The sequence below is a fragment of the Roseibium sp. JB4-4 genome, from assembly GCF_055693425.1.
Genome location: NZ_CM146333.1, coordinates 327412 through 343738 on the forward strand (window position 1 = coordinate 327412; position 16327 = coordinate 343738).

The following is a 16327-nucleotide window of genomic DNA, read 5'->3' on the forward strand; positions in this document are numbered from 1 at the left end:
CGGAACTAGTCAGCAGAGTAGGGAAGGGTTCTTTCCATGAAAATCGTGATTTGCGGCGCAGGTCAGGTCGGGTACGGCATTGCCGAACGATTGGCCGCCGAACAGAACGATGTGTCCGTGATCGACTCCGCGCCAGAGTTGATCAATGCCATTGGCGATCAGCTCGATGTCCGCGGCTTTGTCGGCCATGGTGCGCATCCGGATGTTCTCGCGCAGGCCGGCGCTGAGGAAGCCGACATGATTGTCGCCGTCACGCTCTATGACGAAGTCAACATGGTGGCCTGTCAGGTTGCGCATTCGCTGTTCAACGTGCCGACAAAGGTGGCCCGGATCCGCGCGCAGTCCTATCTGCAGGGCCGTTGGCGCAATCTTTTTTCGCGCGACAACATGCCGATCGACGTGATCATTTCGCCGGAAATCGAAGTCGGCGAAATGGTGCTGCGACGCCTGGCATTGCCCGGTGCTGTTGAAACGGTGCGGTTCGCCGATGATCAAATAGTCGTCGTCGGCATCATGTGCGAAGATGATTGCCCGGTCATCGACACGCCGCTGCGTCAGCTAACCGAGCTATTTCCAGATCTCGGGGCCGTTGTGGTCGGGCTCTATCGAAACAATCGCCTTTTTGTGCCAAAGAGCAGCGACTCTATTCTGACCGGTGATCTTGCCTATGTGGTTGCCCGCAGGGATCAGGTCAGGCGCACACTCAGCATTTTCGGACATGAGGAGCCGGAAGCGGCCAAGGTAATTATTGCCGGAGGCGGGAACATTGGTCTTTATGTCGCCAAGGCACTGGAACAGCGCCAGTCCGGAACAAAAATCAAACTGATTGAAGCCTCGCGAGAACGTGCGATTACCGTGGCGGATGACCTTAAGAGATCGGTCATTCTTCATGGTAGTGCACTCGATCAAAAGATCCTCAATGAAGCGGACGCAGGCGACGCCGACACCATGGTCGCTCTGACCAATGAGGACGAGGTCAATATCCTGTCGTCGGTGATGGCCAAAAAGCTCGGTTGCAAGCGATCATTGTCCTTGTTGAACAATCCGAGTTATCCCGCCTTTGCCAATGCGCTCGGCATCGACGCTTTCATCAATCCGAGAGCGGTGACGATCTCGCGCATTCTACAGCACGTCCGGCGCGGCCGTATCAGAGGGGTTCACTCTCTGCAAAACGGTGCTGCCGAGATTGTCGAGGCTGAGGCACTGGATACTTCACCTCTTGTCGGCAAACCTCTGAGGGTGATTGATCTGCCATCAGGTATCCGCGTCGGTGCAGTTTTCCGTGAGGGTAAGGTCCTGACACCAAATGGCGATCTGCAGATCCAGGCGCAGGACCGCATCGTGATCTTCGCCGTCGCCAACAGAGTGCGCCAGGTGGAACAAATGTTCCGAGTCAGTCTCGACTTCTTCTGATCGACTGCCGATTTTCTAGTCTTGCAATTGCCTGACCGAAAGGTCAAAAATGACCTCAATACCGATTGGTTTGAATAGATCCGGTCCCCGAACGGAGGAAGCATGAGCCGAATTGCCTATGTCAACGGTCAATATGTCCGTCATGCGGACGCTGCGGTCCATGTGGAGGATCGTGGGTACCAGTTCGCTGACGGCGTATATGAGGTCTGCGAGGTCTGGCAAGGCAAGATAGTCGATGTTCCTCGTCATCTTGACCGGCTCGACCGCTCCTTGAACGAGCTGCGCATTGATTGGCCAATGGCGCGCAACGCTGTCCAATTTGTGCTTCATCAGGTTGTCAGGCGCAACAAAGTACGCAATGGCCTCGTCTATATTCAGGTCACACGCGGCGTTGCCAAACGGGATCACTTTTTCCCACCCGAAGACGTCGCACCATCCATTGTCGTGACGGCCCGCTCCAGTGATCCTGCTGCTGCACAAACTTCGGTCGACGAGGGTATCGGCGTCGTCAGCTATCCTGAAAACCGTTGGCCAAGAGTGGACATCAAGACGGTTGCGTTGCTTCCCAATGTTCTGGCCAAACAGAACGCCAAGGAACACGGCGGTAAAGAAGCCTGGTATATCGACAAGGACGGCAACGTGACCGAGGGTGGGTCGACGAATGCCTGGATTGTCACCAAGCAGGGCGTTCTGGTTACCCGGCCGGCGGAAAGCGGCATATTGCGTGGTATAACCCGAGCTGTCGTACTGGAACTTGTTCAAAAAGACGGGATGACCTTTGAAGAAAGGCCATTTAGTCTGGAAGAGGCATTCGAGGCCAAGGAGGCTTTTGTCACCGCGGCAACCACTGTGGTGATGCCTGTGACACGTCTTGATGGCCGGGTTATCGGAAATGGCCATCCGGGATCTGTTGCAACCCGATTGCGCGAATTGTTCCATACTGCTACTGATTTGCAGGCGGTATGATTCGATTGGCCTTGTTGGGCGGCGAATTCGAAACAATATAGAGCTGGGGCAGACAGCTCTTCTGGTGGGCAATGCAAAAAGCGAGCGGTTGTCAAACCTTAGCGTTTGAACTTGAACGTCTTTTGACGGTAAGCTGCTGTGGAACGCCGGATGCTCGGCCGCATCCGGGACAAATAGGATAAAAAGACTGATGGCTGAGCGCGCACAAAATCTCCAAGACACTTTCCTCAATCACGTTCGCAAGCAAAAAACTCCTCTGACAATTTTCCTGATCAACGGTGTAAAATTGCAGGGTGTCGTAACCTGGTTCGACAATTTCTGTGTCCTGCTTCGTCGCGACGGGCATTCTCAGCTTGTCTACAAGCACGCGATTTCCACAATTATGCCAAACGGGCCTGTTCAGTTGTTCGATCAGGCAGAGGAAAACGCTGAAAAGGCAAGCTGATTGAAACCGAAGTCTCGGGCAGACGATTTTTCAAAATCAAACGGTACTGAAGAGCCGGGCCAGAAATCACTTCGCGTGAAAGACACTGGGGTAGATCGTCTGCCTCAGCCTTTTCGTGCGATCATCCTAGAGCCAGTCCTCCAATTGCGGGCGGAGGGTTCCGGCGAACTGCGTGGCAATAGAAGCCCTGAGGCACGGCTTGGAGAAGCTGTTGGCCTAAGCGCTGCCATTAACCTCGACATCGTTCACTCAGGCGTTGTTCGGGTCAACAATCCCAAGCCAGCGACGCTCTTTGGTGAAGGCAAGGTAGCCGAACTTGCGGGTATTGTTGCCAGCGAAGATCTCGACCTTGTCGTCATCGACCATCCATTGACGCCTGTTCAGCAACGTAATCTTGAACGACGCCTTAAGACAAAGGTGATTGATCGTACCGGACTCATTCTGGAAATCTTTGGCGACCGGGCACGGACCAAGGAAGGCAAGTTGCAGGTCGATCTTGCACATCTTACATGGCAAAAGAGCCGATTGGTCAGGTCCTGGACCCACCTAGAGCGGCAGCGGGGCGGTGCCGGCTTTATGGGGGGGCCGGGTGAAACGCAGATCGAGGCAGACCGTCGCCAGATACAAGAGCGCATCATTGCGCTGCAGAAGCAGCTGGAAAGCGTCCGTCGAACACGTGATCTCCACCGTAAGAAACGCAAGAAGATACCGCAGCCTGTTGTGGCGCTTGTCGGCTACACCAACGCCGGAAAGTCTACACTTTTCAATCGGTTGACCGAGGCAGATGTCTTTGCCAAAGATCTCTTGTTTGCAACTCTTGACCCGACGTTGCGCAAGATAAAGCTGCCACATGGCAGGGAAGTTATCCTGTCGGATACGGTTGGCTTCATTTCCGATTTGCCGACCCATCTTGTTGCTGCTTTCCGGGCAACACTGGAAGAGGTGCTGGAGGCCGACCTTATTCTGCACGTCCGTGATATTTCGCACCCGGATACGGATGCGCAGGCGGAGGATGTCAAAAAGACCTTGAACGATCTCGGCGTTGACGCCCAAAACGGCGCTCCGGTCGTTGAAGTATGGAACAAGATCGACTGCCTTGATCCGGCGCTTCGGGAAAAATTACTCGAGGATGTCGGCCATGATGGGCCTGTTTCTCTGTCGGCTTTGACGGGTGAGGGTATCGATGGCTTGTCTGATCGCATCGACGCGTTCATGGCAAAGCACGACGATATCTTCTCCATTCAGATACCGGTTGCGGAAGGCGCTCTTCTGGCAAAGCTTTACCAGATGTCTGAAGTGCTGGAACGCTCAGATGCGGAAGACTTCGTGACGGCTGAGGTGCGTGTTTCCGACAAACAACGTGGGCCCTTCCGGGACTTGTTTTCGGAATATCTTGTCGATCTCGCTGGCCAGTTGGACACGGGCTCCGAAGACTGACGTTTCCAAAATGGCACCTGTGTGGAAGATCGCTTGATTGTGCGCATCGAGTCTAAGCTAATTTTCGAATTTCCTGGCGAAGAAGTAGCTAATTGTGGCCGTTACGAAGCTCACAAAGGCAATGAAGAAGATTGCCCAAACGGTTTCCTGCAGGTGGACAACGGCTGCCAAAAGCGCTGAAAGGCAAATCATCGTAAGTCTGCTAAACGATCTTGCCACCGCAATTCCTTTGACGCGCTGACCCTTTGGCGCAATTTCCATAAAATAGACTTGCAAGACCGCTACTATTCCGCGGACTGCCAAAGTGACCACGAAGATTGCGATGGCATGTATTCTCAAATCGTGTTGCAGGTTCAACATATGAAGTGTTGCCAGAATGGAACCGCAAAAGCCGACCAGAAGTGAACAGGTTATCATTACCATCCGGTGTGAAACGTTATTCAAGGTACCCCAAAGCGGACCTGCCACGATGTAGCCTAAGGCATAGGAGGTGACCATTGCCGTCAGCCCCTTGCTCGTCGTGTGGTGGGTCTCTGCAGCAATAAGGGCGAAGAACGGAACGGCGAGTATCACAGCTGAAAACACTGTCGTGATGACCACATACTGGCGAAACCATGATTGATTCATCATGGCCAGCACGTTGAGATAGTAGTTTCTGGCCAATCTAAGCGGAGACCGCGTTGCCGATGGCCGTGCTGCGTTGGTTGGAGCACTGTCTTCCACGGCCAATATTGTAAGTGCTGATAGAGCGAAACAGGCGATGCCGATCGTAACCACAATGGAGTGCCGACTAAGTGGGGGCAATTCCAGTGTGAGCTCATGCGCGATCCAGGCCAAGGCAACGCCAAATCCGCCACCAATCGCCATCTGCGTGTATTGAAGCAACAAACGCGATTTTGATTGCAAGTTGTCTGCCAGAAAGTCAGTCATCAGCAAATGCTGAAATTCGTCGGCGACTCCCATTGTGAAAATGCAGACAACAAAGACGATACTTGTCTGGGTCTGAGTTCCGAAAAGCACAGAGACAATCGTAGCGCCAAAGCAGAGCGCTAAGATCATGTCACACAGAGACAACGCCAACTTTCGATTTCTGATCTTGGCAATTCTCTCAAAAAGAAAGATGTCGGTCAGCGAGCTGGCAAGTTGTCGAACAGACACGAGGGCACCAACCAAAAAGACTGGCATTCCGACTGATACCGCCAGAAACGTGATGACAATCGACGGGCTCGCCATTGTCCAGGCTGTTTGTGCCAGACTTGTTTGCCCGGCCAGCAAAGACAAAGTTCGTCTTTCCGCTGAAGATGCAATGACGGCCAATTGTCACAAGCTCCGGATCGAAAATCACGTCTTACAATTGAAGGATATCTTGTCGTCGGCACGGAAAAAAGCAATTCGAATTTCAAGAACCAGGTTAGCCAAGCTGAATAGGAGACCATCCTGGGGTTCTAAAGTTCATGACTGTCTCTGCTTTGCTTCTTGCCAAGCCGCTTCCATTTCTTCGAGTGTCATGTCCTGAAGCGTGGTGCCAGTTCGGCTTGCCACGTCTTCAATTGCGGCAAACCGGGTACGGAATTTTCTGTTTGTCCGGCGCAAGGCTTCTTCGGGATCAATGTCGAGGTGACGAGCGAGGTTGGCGAGTGCAAACAGGGTGTCACCAAGTTCGTCGCTCATGCGGTCCTTATCAGGGTCACCTTTGGCAAGTTCTGCATCCAGCTCGTGCGTTTCTTCCCGGATTTTGTCCAGCACGAGCCTGGCATCATTCCAGTCGAAACCGACTTTGGAGGCCCGGCGCTGCAGTTTGTCGGCTTCCTGTAGGGCTGGAAAAGCGGTTGGAACATCGTCAAGATAGCCTTTGCTCGGCTCAGCAAGTCCGCGAGCTTCGCGTTCGGCCTGCTTTTCAGCCCGCTCTTCTGCTTTGATCCGCTCCCAGATACCTTTGACGTGTTCCGCCTTTTCACCGTTTTCATCGCCGAAAACATGAGGATGGCGACGGATCAGTTTTTTGGTGATGCCTTCAACGACGTCGCCGAAATCAAAGTGCTCGTCTTCCTCGGCCATGCGCGCGTGATAGACCACTTGGAGCAACAAGTCGCCGAGCTCTTCTCGCAATTCCAGAAGGTCATTTTTTGCGATTGCATCTGCAACTTCGTAAGCCTCTTCGAGCGTATAGGGAGCAATAGTCGAAAAGTTTTGCTCCAGATCCCAGGGACATCCGGTTACGGGCGTTCTCAGGGCCGCCATGATTTCGATGAGGCGGGAAATGTTGCGGCTGGGTGTCATTGGCAAACCTATAAACAATGAGAGGCACCAAAATAGGTGCCTCTGATTTGCACACTTAAAGCCGGCTCACAAGGACTTAACCCCTTATGGACGGATGCCAGAACGTTACGGCCCGCTCTATCAGAGCCACAGCGCCGTAGAACAAAGATCCTGCAAGAGCGGCAACGGCGATTTCCGCCCACACCATATCAACATTCATGCGGCCGACTTCCGTTGAGATCCGGAACCCCATGCCAACGATCGGTGTGCCGAAAAATTCGGCCACGATTGCTCCGATCAAGGCAAGGGTCGAATTGATCTTCAACGCGTTGAAGATGAACGGCATAGCCATGGGCAGGCGCAGTTTGAAGAGAGTTTGCCAGTAGTTGGAGGCATAGGTGCGCATCAAGTCCCGCTGCATGGCATCCGACGCAGCAAGGCCTGCTACCGTGTTCACGAGCATTGGGAAGAACGTCATGATGATGACGACGGCGGCCTTGGATGGCCAGTCGAAGCCGAACCACATCACCATGATCGGTGCAACACCGATGATAGGAAGGGCCGATACCAGATTGCCAATGGGCAAGAGACCCCTTCTAAGAAACGGAACCCGGTCAACGAGGATTGCAATCAGGAACGCTGAGCCGCAGCCGATGATGTAGCCTGCGAGAACCGCTTTCAGGAAGGTTTGCTGGAAATCGGCCCATAGCGTTGGCACTGAATTGATGAGCCGCAACCAGATTTCAGATGGAGCAGGCAACAGCACTTTCGGCACGCCTGCACCAGTTACCACGAGTTGCCAAAGAACTAGTAGCGTAATGCCGAAAATGGCTGGTATCGCCAAATTCACTATACGGGCCAAGCTCTGCGAGCGGCTTTTCCAGAGCGCCAGTCTTTCTACAAAAAGCCAGGAGGCGGCCCAGGTCGCGACAACCAGCGCCCAAAAACCCAGTTTTGCTTCCCCGACATGTTGCGACACCGTTGAAACCAATAGCCAGGCTGAAGTCGCCGCGACCAGCCCGAGTATGAGATCTCCTATCAAGTTGCGCATGAAGCCGAGTTCATACCGGACACCGGCAATCGCAAGGATCACGAGGCAAACAGCCAGGCTCGGAACGTCCATGACACCGTAGTCAGGGCCGAATATGGGGCTGAAAAGCCCGACAATCACCATGAGCACAACAAACCAGGCAAGAAGGGCTGGCATATCAATTCTGCGCTTGGCGGCCGTTTGTGTGCTCATCTTACCATCCCCATGCGCTTGAGGGTTTGTTTTTCCAGAACGCCGATCAGCGCGACAAGAGAACCGGCAAGGAAGGCCGCCATGAGCAAGGCGGACCAAATCTGAATGGTTTGGCCGTAGTAGGAACCAGCAAGAAGTCTTGCCCCAAGCCCTGCAACAGCGCCGGTCGGCAGTTCACCAACGATGGCTCCAACCAGTGAAGCAGCCATGCCGATCTTCATGGACGTGAAAAGGAACGGCACTGCATAGGGAAGGCGGAGCTTCCAGAAGGCCTGAACGCGGGAGGCAGAATAGGTGTGCATCAGATCCATGTGGATCACTTCAGGTGACCGCAACCCCTTCACCATGCCGACTGCGACAGGAAAGAAGGACAGGTAGGTTGAGATAAGAGCCTTGGGCAGCAATCCGGATATCCCGACGGCATTCAAAACGACGATGATCATCGGTGCGATGGCAAGGATCGGAATTGTTTGCGAAGATATGATCCAGGGCATCAGAGATTTGTCGAGAACCCGGGAATGAACGATGCCGATCGCAAGCAAAATGCCGAGAGTCGTTCCGATCAGAAAGCCCAACAGGGTCGAAGAAAGAGTGATGCCACTGTGAAAGATCAGGGATCGTTTGGACGTGATCTTTTTTTCGACTGTCGTGTTCCAGATTTCAACGACAACCTGGTGAGGCGCAGGCAGTACAGGCCGTTCCTGGGCAAGCGTGTCGGTGACCAGCTGACTGAGAGGAACATCAGTCTGGCTTGCGCGCTCATAGATCTCTTGCTGAAAGGGCGTGTTGAGTGCCACGGCGGCCATGTACCAGATCGCTAGAATAGCAGAGACGACAACTACAACAGGGCCAACGGTTCCGGACATCAGGCCGGCAAAGGGGTTGCTGCTGCGGGTGGTAGGAAGAGACACGTCGGTCATTGGTTCGCTCCGCAGGCGGTCATGTCTTCTTCAAGCGTGCCTATTGTCTCGTCAGCCATGGTTGCTTCAGTCTTCATAGGAATGACCGGCACGTAGGCCGTCGCGCACCCGGTGAGCGATCTTCAGGAATTCGGGCGTTTCGCGAATGTCCAGATTTCTTTCGCGCGGCAAATCACTGTCTATAACGTCATAGATGCGGCCGGGGCGGGGGCAGAGCACGACGATTTTGCTCGAGAGAAAAACGGCTTCCGGGATTGAGTGAGTCACAAAAACGACTGTCTTGTTGGTTTTAGCCCACAACTGAAGCAATTGTTCATTCAGGTGATCGCGCACGATCTCATCCAGGGCACCGAATGGCTCGTCCATAAGGAGCAGATCAGGTTCAACGGCCAATGCGCGTGCAATGGAGGCACGCTGTTGCATTCCGCCGGAGAGTTGCCAGGGAAACTTCTTTTCAAATCCGGAAAGGTTCACCAGATCCATGTTCCGGGCGATGCGCTCCTGCTGCTCGGCTTTGGGCAGTCCCATGATTTCAAGAGGCAGAGCGACATTCTTGGCGATCGTGCGCCAGGGATAGAGAGCTGCGGCCTGAAAGACATAGCCATAGGCGCGGTTCAAGCGCGCCTCTTCCGGTGAAACGCCGTTGACTGTGATTGATCCTGCCGTTGGTCGTTCAAGATCGGCGATCACGCGCAACAACGTGGTCTTGCCGCAACCGGATGGACCGATAAACGAAACGAAATCGCCTTCATCGATTTTGAGGTCGATGTCGGCAAGGGCGTGAACCGGCCCGTCATTGGTTTCGAACGTAAGCGACAGATTGTCGATGTCGATAACGCGTTTCGGGCTGGCGCTGGTCGTCTGTTCCACCGTTCCGGTGTCCTTTGCGCTGGCAAGAGCAGTCATTCATTTCCTCGCTTACGAGCCATTGGGCAATTTGCCGGAAAACCGGCTTTCCCCTATCCCGGCTCCCTCCCCAATCGGGGAGGGAAAGTCTTCAGTCAAACACCGCTGGCCGGAATGCCCGTGCGTTCCACTTTGCGCGGAGCGGTAAGTTCTTTCCACGTGGAAAGTGCTTTGTTCACAGCCTGGAATGGTTCGCGGGCAACAAATTCACCATGACCCTGCTTGTGGTTGACCGTGCCGTCTTCGACCGCAACACGTCCACGTGTGAGAGTGTAACGCGGAAGCCCTTTGACGGCCTTGCCTTCAAAGACATTGTAGTCAATGGCCGACTGCTGGTTGGCAGCCGTGATTGTTTTTGCCTTGTTCGGATCCCAAACCACAAGGTCAGCGTCTGCTCCTACCAAAACTGCGCCTTTTTTCGGATAGATATTCAGGATTTTTGCAATATTGGTTGAAGTTACCGCGACAAATTCGTTTGGAGTCAAACGCCCGGTTCCAACGCCGTAAGTCCAAAGCATTGGCATGCGGTCTTCCAAGCCGCCGGTCCCGTTCGGGATCTTTGTGAAATCACCTACGCCGGTTCGTTTCTGGTCGGTTGTAAAAGCGCAGTGGTCGGTCGCAACAACTTGAAGGGACCCGGAGGCCAAGCCCGCCCAAAGGCTGTCCTGGTGCTTCTTGTCGCGGAACGGTGGCGACATGACGCGCCGCGCGGCGTGATCCCAGTCTGCGTGCTTGTATTCGCCATCATCAAGGGTCAGGTGCTGGATCAGCGGTTCACCATAAGCGCGAATGCCGTTCTGACGCGCCCTGCGGATCGCTTCGTGCGCCTGCTCTGAGGAGGTGTGCACGATATAGACGGGTACGCCCGCCATGTCGGCGATCATGATGGCGCGATTGGTTGCTTCGCCTTCCACTTCAGGTGGACGTGAGTAGGCATGCGCTTCCGGTCCGTTGTTGCCTTCCGCCAGCAGTTTTTGCTGAAGCGTTGCGACCACGTCGCCGTTTTCGGCATGGACCAGCGGCAGTGCGCCAAGTTCCGCACAGCGTTGGAAGGAGGCGAACATTTCATCATCGTTCACCATCAGAGCGCCTTTGTACGCCATGAAGTGCTTGAACGTGTTGATGCCCTTTTTCTGGACCACTTCCTGCATGTCATTGAAGACCTGCTCACCCCACCAGGTGATGGCCATGTGGAAGGAATAGTCGCAATGCGCCATTGTGGACTTGTTGTCCCACATCTGCAGCGCTTCGAGCAGCGACTGACCAGGTGAGGGCAGGGCGAAGTCGACGACCATTGTCGTACCGCCGGAAAGGGCCGCCCGGGTTCCACTGTCGAAATTGTCTGATGAGAAGGTACCCATGAAGGGCATTTCCAGATGCGTGTGCGGGTCAATGCCGCCCGGCATGATGTAGCAACCGATCGCGTCCAGAGTTTCGTCTCCAGAAAGGTTCGGGCCTATTTCGGCAATACGGCCGTCTTCGATCTTCACGTCGGCTTCATAGGACAGGTCGGCAGTGACAACCGTGCCACCTTTGATCACTTTGCTTGCCATCGTCGTTTCCCTCTCGTTCACATCCGTTTCACCGGCAAGTTTGCCTGGTTGGTCATTCAATTGGTTTCAGGGCACCAAAGTGCCGGGGCCGTCAGGTCGCGGTCTTTGAGGACCATCGAGATACCGTATTTTTCGGCAATGACGCACGCTTTGGTGAAGTGTATCGGCTTGTCGATGTATTCCGCATCAAAGATGGCTTTGCCGGCGTCATTGTAGGCTGCGTAAGCCTTGCAAGTTCGGTCCTGATAACAGCTTTCCGCGATGGCAAAGTCGAGCACGTCAATCAGTTTCTCAGTCAGGTCTGGCACATTTTTCTGTCCGATTTTCAAGCCGAGACCGCGTGCCGTGCCGGCAAGCAAGCGAATATAGGCCACCGTGTGTTCCTCTGTAATCGGGAACCCGCTGTCATTGTCATGGACATCCATGTTGTCCGGCTCAATCGCATCGAAACCCATAGCCTTGCAACTTTCAAAGCGAGCTGCCATCAGCGGCAACAGGACATCGAGCCGACGAATGTCGAGAAAGCGTTCATCGGGCCAGTCGTCATAAGTGTTGCCGATGATTTCCGACGGAAAATTTGCTCTGTCGGGTGATGTTCTTTCAAGCGTACCGACACTGACATAGCAAATCGTCTTGATGCCTTTGGATTTCAGAGCGGCCAAGTCTTCAGGCGATACGATTGACGGATGCAGATCCAGCACCTTGACGGGCCTGTTGAGATCAGCCGGTTCCGTCAACTGCCAATCCCAGCTGTCGCCGGCGGAAAAGCCGAAGGCAGGCAGGGACAGCATGAGAACGCTGCCTGCCAGTGCCATTGCTTTTCCAAAAATCGCATTATTCGACGATCTCCGCCGTTTCGACCACGGCATGGAAAAGAACATCCGCACCAGCTTTTGCCCAGTCCTTGGAGATCTCTTCAGCTTCATTGTGCGACAATCCATCAACACAAGGACACATGATCATTGCTGTCGGAGCGACTTTGTTGATCCAGCAAGCATCATGTCCAGCGCCGGAAATGATGTTCTGGTGAGAATAGCCAAGCCGTTCGGCGGCGTTTCTGACTGCGTCGACACAGCCTTGATCGAACTCAACCGGATCAAAACCGCCGACTTTTTCAAACTCGACTTCAAGTCCCATCTCGTCGCAGATTTTCTTGCCGCCGATTTTCAGGCGATCTTCCATATCCTTGATGACGGCGATATCAGGTGACCGGAAATCGATGGTGAACACCGCTTTGCCGGGGATCACGTTGCGTGAGTTCGGATAGACGTCGATGTGCCCGGCCGCGCCGACAGCATGAGGAGCGTGAGACCAGGCGATTTCGTCGACCAATTCCAAAATGTGCGCCATGGCAAGGCCTGCATTCTTGCGCATCGGCATCGGAGTCGAGCCGGTGTGGCTGTCTTTTCCGGTTACGGTCACTTGCGTCCAGGAAAGGCCCTGACCGTGTGTCACAACGCCGATGTCCTTGCCTTCAGCTTCGAGGATCGGACCCTGCTCAATGTGAAGTTCGAACATGGCGTGCATCTTGTCCTTGCGAGCGCCGACTTCTTCGTCGCCCACCCATCCGATGCGCTTCAATTCATCACCGAACTTCTTGCCTTCCGCATCTTCGCGGTCATAGGCCCAGTTCTGGGTGTGAACACCTGCAAAGACACCGGAAGCTAACATGGCAGGCGCAAAACGCGTGCCTTCCTCGTTGGTCCAGTTGGTGACGACGATCGGATGTTTGGTCTTGAGACCAAGGTCGTTCATAGTGCGCACAAGTTCCAACCCGCCCAGAACTCCGAGGATACCGTCGTATTTACCTCCGGTGGGCTGGGTATCGAGGTGAGAGCCTACATAGACCGGCAGAGCATCGGGATCCGTTCCTGGCCGGGTCATAAACATGTTGCCCATAGTATCAACGGCCATGGAAAGTCCGGCCTCTTCACACCATTTCTGAAAAAGTTTCCGGCCTTCCGAATCTTCATCGGTCAACGTTTGCCGGTTGTTTCCGCCAGCAACACCCGGACCGATCTTTGCCATCTCCATCAAGCTGTCCCAGAGCCTGTCCGGATTGATCTTCAAATTTTCGCCTGGAGCGGCCATATGCATGCCTCCTAGAAATATATCGGTGTCGCGTTCACTGCCTGCCGTTCAGTCTATCACATTCAAAACGCTGCGCAATTTGCTGAACAACTCGTCTATCTGGCCCTTGGAGATGATCAAGGGTGGTGACAGGGCAATGATATCGCCGGTGGTGCGGATCAGGATACCGTCGTCATACGCCTTCAGGAAAGCTGAGAATGCTCTTTTGGTTGGCTCTCCGGCAATCGGTTCAAGTTCAACTGCGCCAATCAGACCAAGACTGCGGATGTCGATGACATGCGGGCAGTCCCTTAATGCATGCAATCCGTCTTCCCAGTGCTGGGCAAGCTCCGCTGCACGCGTCAGAAGGCCTTCTTCTTCATATGTGTCAAGGGTCGCAAGAGCCGCAGCGCAGGCGACCGGGTGAGCGGAATATGTGTAGCCATGGAACAGTTCGATCATGTGTTCCGGGCCCGTCATGAAAGCGTTGTAGATATCTGCAGAGCAGAATACAGCGCCCATGGGCACAACACCTGAGGTCAGACCCTTGGCGGTCGTGACCAGATCAGGTGTTACCCCGAAAAAGTCTGTCGCGAAGGGAGAGCCAAGCCTGCCGAATCCGGTGATAACTTCGTCAAAAATCAGCAAAATGCCATGTTGGGTACATATTTCGCGAAGCCGTTCCAGATAGCCCTTAGGCGGTATCAGTACTCCTGTTGAACCCGCCACGGGTTCAACGATCACGGCCGCAATCGTGGACGGGTCGTGTAACTGAATGATGCGGATGAGATCCTCCGCGTATTCCGCGCCATTTTCAGGCATTCCCCGTGAAAATGCGTTGCGGTCCGGGTCGTGCGTGTGGCGCATATGATCGACACCCGCCAGCATGGTGCCAAATGTCTTACGGTTCGCGACGATGCCACCAACGGAGATGCCGCCAAAGCCCACACCGTGATAGCCGCGCTCACGCCCGATCAGACGTGTTCGCGTGCCCTGACCGATGGAACGCTGGTAGGCCAAGGCGATCTTCAGTGCTGTGTCGACGCTCTCCGAGCCGGAGTTCGTGAAAAAGACGTGATCGAGGGGGAGAGCATCATCGCGGCCAAGCGGGCAGCAAGCTCAAATGCTTTCGGATGGCCCATCTGAAAGGCAGGCGCATAGTCGAGTGTCGCAATTTGTTTTTGCACGGCTTCAACGACCCTGGGTCGTGAGTGGCCTGCGTTGCAGCACCAAAGACCGGCAGTACCGTCAAGCACCTGACGTCCTTCTGCGGTCGTATAGTGCATATCCTTGGCCGAAACGAACATGCGCGGCGTTTGCTTGAACTGACGATTTGCCGTGAACGGCATCCAGAATGCTTCAAGATTGTTTGTGGCAGCGTGGCTCGATGCTGCCGGAGATGCCGGTGATGACATGCGTCCTCCTTGCGACCCATTGCTGCGCTCAAGGTCGACTGTTGATCTCAAAAAGAAAGGATGATGAGCAACGGCGCATTTGTGGCAATGCAACGCCGATCAGATCCTCTCCCCACACTGTCCCTCAAGATCCTCGGGCGGGCTCTTGCCTCTTCCTGACGATCCTTCTTTCTGGATGGCCCATGGCCAGTCACGGCTTGCCGCCGGATCACGACCATGATGGTCAGATGCTGCCGAACGTTCAAGAGTTGCCCATTGCGGGCGCTTTTGTGATCGACTAGCCTTCTGACCATCTGGTCAATTTACCCTAGGAGGGATTTGACCAAATGGTCAAGATGCAAATCCATTCGACATGACCAATTTGTGGTCACATGCCGATGCGAGGCGCAGCACCAGGTCCATACAGGCTGCTTCCAAGTGAGGAATCAGCTTACTTTGCGGATATCTAGAAGAGCGCCCACAAGGGCCGAAACGGACGAATTTGATGACAGGTCTGAGCGGGCAGGATACGGCATCACTGAAACCGGGTGGCATGAGCCGCATTCAGGAAAAGAACAGAACATTGATACTGGAAGCTGCGCTCAGTGAGTTTTCCAGAAAAGGGTTTTCGGGCGCTACCGTGGAGCGAATTGCAGCGGAAGCGGGCATGTCCAAATCCAACCTTCTTTATTATTTTTCTTCTAAGGAAGCGATCTACAGCGCGACATTGGCACATATTCTGGAAGTGTGGCTCGCACCGCTGAAGACGTTGAAACCTGATGGTGAACCTGCTTCGGAACTTGCCGACTATATTCGGCAAAAAATTGAAATGTCGGCGAGATTTCCAGAGGCTTCGCGACTCTTTGCCAATGAAGTGATGCAGGGCGCCCCACAGATCCTCCCAATTCTGGAAACGGATTTGAAGCGTCTTGTGGAAGAAAAGAGCCAGGTGATCGAGAACTGGATTTCTGCCGGAAAAATGCGAAAGGTCAATCCGCTTCACCTGATTTTCACTATCTGGGCAACCACTCAACACTATGCGGATTTTTCCGTTCAGATCAGAGCGTTGACCGGCAAAGACTTGAGCGATCCCGAATTTCATATGGAAACGGTTCAGGCCGTTACAACTCTGATCCTGAACGGTGTCGGGTTGGCCTTGCCGGATGCAAACGATCAAAGCCAATGACAGATGAACCTTCAGATCTGCCCGACAGTTCACGGATCGCTGTGACAAGTCGATACCATATATTGAAGGAAGATCTGTCGGAGGATTTCATCAGGGCCTCTGGGCCCGGTGGTCAGAATGTCAACAAGGTATCGACCGCTGTGCAGCTGCGCTTTGACCTGGCTGGAAACGAGACACTGCCGCAGGATATCAAATCGCGCGCTGCAAGGTTGGCCGGGAGCCGTCTGACACTAAGTGGCGAAATCGTGCTGCGGGCAGACAGATACAGAACCCGGGAGCGCAATCGTGAAGACGCTTTGGAGCGCCTGCTGGAATTGTTGCGAAAATCGACCGAAAGGCAAAAGCCGCGCAAGGCGACCAGGCCAACCCTGGCGTCCAAGAAGCGCCGCCTGGAAGCAAAGAAACAACGGGGCAATATCAAGAAGATGCGGGGCCGGGCTGGACGGCAGGATGACTAAGTGTTCAGTCTGCTCATCGCTTCAGTTACCTCGTCACGCTTGATCGCAATGCAGCTGGGAGCAAAGCGCTTTTCAAA

General features: G+C 54.2%; 14 protein-coding genes and 1 pseudogene. 6 read left to right on the forward strand and 9 right to left on the reverse strand.

The window, feature by feature from the left end; translation table 11 throughout:
- The first annotated feature begins 36 nt into the window (after nt 1-36).
- The 4 genes from trkA (at nt 37) to hflX (ending at nt 4261) form a co-directional block, all read left to right on the forward strand.
- The gene (trkA, locus tag ACZ1HV_RS01555) at nt 37-1413 is read left to right on the forward strand and encodes a Trk system potassium transporter TrkA (RefSeq protein ID WP_298821903.1); all 1377 of its coding nucleotides are present in this window, start codon (nt 37-39) and stop codon (nt 1411-1413) included.
- Nucleotides 1414-1515: 102 nt separating this feature from the next.
- Complete coding sequence (locus ACZ1HV_RS01560) at nt 1516-2379, forward strand: D-amino-acid transaminase (RefSeq protein ID WP_472717101.1); 864 nt, start codon at nt 1516-1518, stop codon at nt 2377-2379.
- A 187-nt stretch (nt 2380-2566) separates the two neighbouring features.
- On the forward strand, nt 2567-2824 hold the full coding sequence (gene hfq / locus ACZ1HV_RS01565) for an RNA chaperone Hfq (RefSeq protein WP_173006241.1): 258 nt from the start codon (nt 2567-2569) through the stop codon (nt 2822-2824).
- Nucleotides 2825-4261 carry a GTPase HflX gene (gene hflX / locus ACZ1HV_RS01570; protein ID WP_472717102.1) on the forward strand — a complete coding sequence of 479 codons (1437 nt, stop codon included), beginning with the start codon at nt 2825-2827 and terminating at the stop codon, nt 4259-4261.
- A 57-nt stretch (nt 4262-4318) separates the two neighbouring features.
- On the opposite strand, the gene ACZ1HV_RS01575 is transcribed toward hflX, so the two are convergent.
- The 9 genes and pseudogenes from ACZ1HV_RS01575 to aptA all read right to left on the reverse strand — a co-directional run bounded on the left by ACZ1HV_RS01575 (nt 4319) and on the right by aptA (nt 14627).
- Nucleotides 4319-5578, reverse strand: coding sequence for an MFS transporter (locus ACZ1HV_RS01575; RefSeq protein ID WP_298963140.1), 1260 nt, complete (start codon nt 5576-5578; stop codon nt 4319-4321).
- A 135-nt stretch (nt 5579-5713) separates the two neighbouring features.
- Nucleotides 5714-6541, reverse strand: a complete 828-nt coding sequence (gene mazG / locus ACZ1HV_RS01580) for a nucleoside triphosphate pyrophosphohydrolase (protein ID WP_298963138.1) — start codon at nt 6539-6541, stop codon at nt 5714-5716.
- A 76-nt stretch (nt 6542-6617) separates the two neighbouring features.
- Complete coding sequence (locus ACZ1HV_RS01585) at nt 6618-7763, reverse strand: ABC transporter permease (protein WP_472717103.1); 1146 nt, start codon at nt 7761-7763, stop codon at nt 6618-6620.
- The gene (locus tag ACZ1HV_RS01590; RefSeq protein ID WP_472717104.1) at nt 7760-8683 is read right to left on the reverse strand and encodes an ABC transporter permease; all 924 of its coding nucleotides are present in this window, start codon (nt 8681-8683) and stop codon (nt 7760-7762) included. Before ACZ1HV_RS01590 ends, ACZ1HV_RS01585 begins: the two co-directional genes overlap by 4 nt.
- Nucleotides 8684-8749: 66 nt before the next feature.
- Nucleotides 8750-9589 (reverse strand): ABC transporter ATP-binding protein, encoded by an 840-nt coding sequence (locus ACZ1HV_RS01595; RefSeq protein WP_472717105.1) that lies wholly within the window; start codon nt 9587-9589, stop codon nt 8750-8752.
- Between the two features lie 95 nt (nt 9590-9684).
- Nucleotides 9685-11142, reverse strand: a complete 1458-nt coding sequence (gene hydA / locus ACZ1HV_RS01600; RefSeq protein ID WP_472717106.1) for a dihydropyrimidinase — start codon at nt 11140-11142, stop codon at nt 9685-9687.
- Nucleotides 11143-11198: 56 nt separating this feature from the next.
- Nucleotides 11199-11957, reverse strand: a complete 759-nt coding sequence (locus tag ACZ1HV_RS01605; protein WP_472717107.1) for an endo alpha-1,4 polygalactosaminidase — start codon at nt 11955-11957, stop codon at nt 11199-11201.
- Nucleotides 11958-11976: 19 nt separating this feature from the next.
- Nucleotides 11977-13233 carry a Zn-dependent hydrolase gene (locus ACZ1HV_RS01610; RefSeq protein ID WP_298821891.1) on the reverse strand — a complete coding sequence of 419 codons (1257 nt, stop codon included), beginning with the start codon at nt 13231-13233 and terminating at the stop codon, nt 11977-11979.
- A gap of 48 nt (nt 13234-13281) precedes the next feature.
- A pseudogene (gene aptA / locus ACZ1HV_RS01615) lies at nt 13282-14627 on the reverse strand (omega-aminotransferase AptA).
- A 484-nt stretch (nt 14628-15111) separates the two neighbouring features.
- On the opposite strand from aptA, the gene rutR reads away from it, so the two are divergent.
- Together rutR and arfB are read left to right on the forward strand one after the other, a co-directional pair.
- On the forward strand, nt 15112-15792 hold the full coding sequence (gene rutR / locus ACZ1HV_RS01620; protein ID WP_298821888.1) for an HTH-type transcriptional regulator RutR: 681 nt from the start codon (nt 15112-15114) through the stop codon (nt 15790-15792).
- Nucleotides 15789-16250, forward strand: coding sequence for an alternative ribosome rescue aminoacyl-tRNA hydrolase ArfB (gene arfB, locus ACZ1HV_RS01625; RefSeq protein ID WP_298821887.1), 462 nt, complete (start codon nt 15789-15791; stop codon nt 16248-16250). Before rutR ends, arfB begins: the two co-directional genes overlap by 4 nt.
- Nucleotides 16251-16327: the final 77 nt, after the last annotated feature.

Coding starts and splice junctions, on each gene's coding strand:
- trkA (WP_298821903.1), top strand. CDS start 37: ATGAAAATCGTGATTTGCGGCGCAGGTCAGGTCGGGTACGGCATTGCC.
- ACZ1HV_RS01585 (WP_472717103.1), bottom strand. CDS start 7,763: ATGAGCACACAAACGGCCGCCAAGCGCAGAATTGATATGCCAGCCCTT.
- ACZ1HV_RS01610 (WP_298821891.1), bottom strand. CDS start 13,233: ATGGCCGCTCCAGGCGAAAATTTGAAGATCAATCCGGACAGGCTCTGG.
- ACZ1HV_RS01605 (WP_472717107.1), bottom strand. CDS start 11,957: ATGGCACTGGCAGGCAGCGTTCTCATGCTGTCCCTGCCTGCCTTCGGC.
- rutR (WP_298821888.1), top strand. CDS start 15,112: ATGACAGGTCTGAGCGGGCAGGATACGGCATCACTGAAACCGGGTGGC.
- ACZ1HV_RS01590 (WP_472717104.1), bottom strand. CDS start 8,683: ATGACCGACGTGTCTCTTCCTACCACCCGCAGCAGCAACCCCTTTGCC.
- mazG (WP_298963138.1), bottom strand. CDS start 6,541: ATGACACCCAGCCGCAACATTTCCCGCCTCATCGAAATCATGGCGGCC.
- ACZ1HV_RS01595 (WP_472717105.1), bottom strand. CDS start 9,589: ATGACTGCTCTTGCCAGCGCAAAGGACACCGGAACGGTGGAACAGACG.
- hydA (WP_472717106.1), bottom strand. CDS start 11,142: ATGGCAAGCAAAGTGATCAAAGGTGGCACGGTTGTCACTGCCGACCTG.
- ACZ1HV_RS01560 (WP_472717101.1), top strand. CDS start 1,516: ATGAGCCGAATTGCCTATGTCAACGGTCAATATGTCCGTCATGCGGAC.
- arfB (WP_298821887.1), top strand. CDS start 15,789: ATGACAGATGAACCTTCAGATCTGCCCGACAGTTCACGGATCGCTGTG.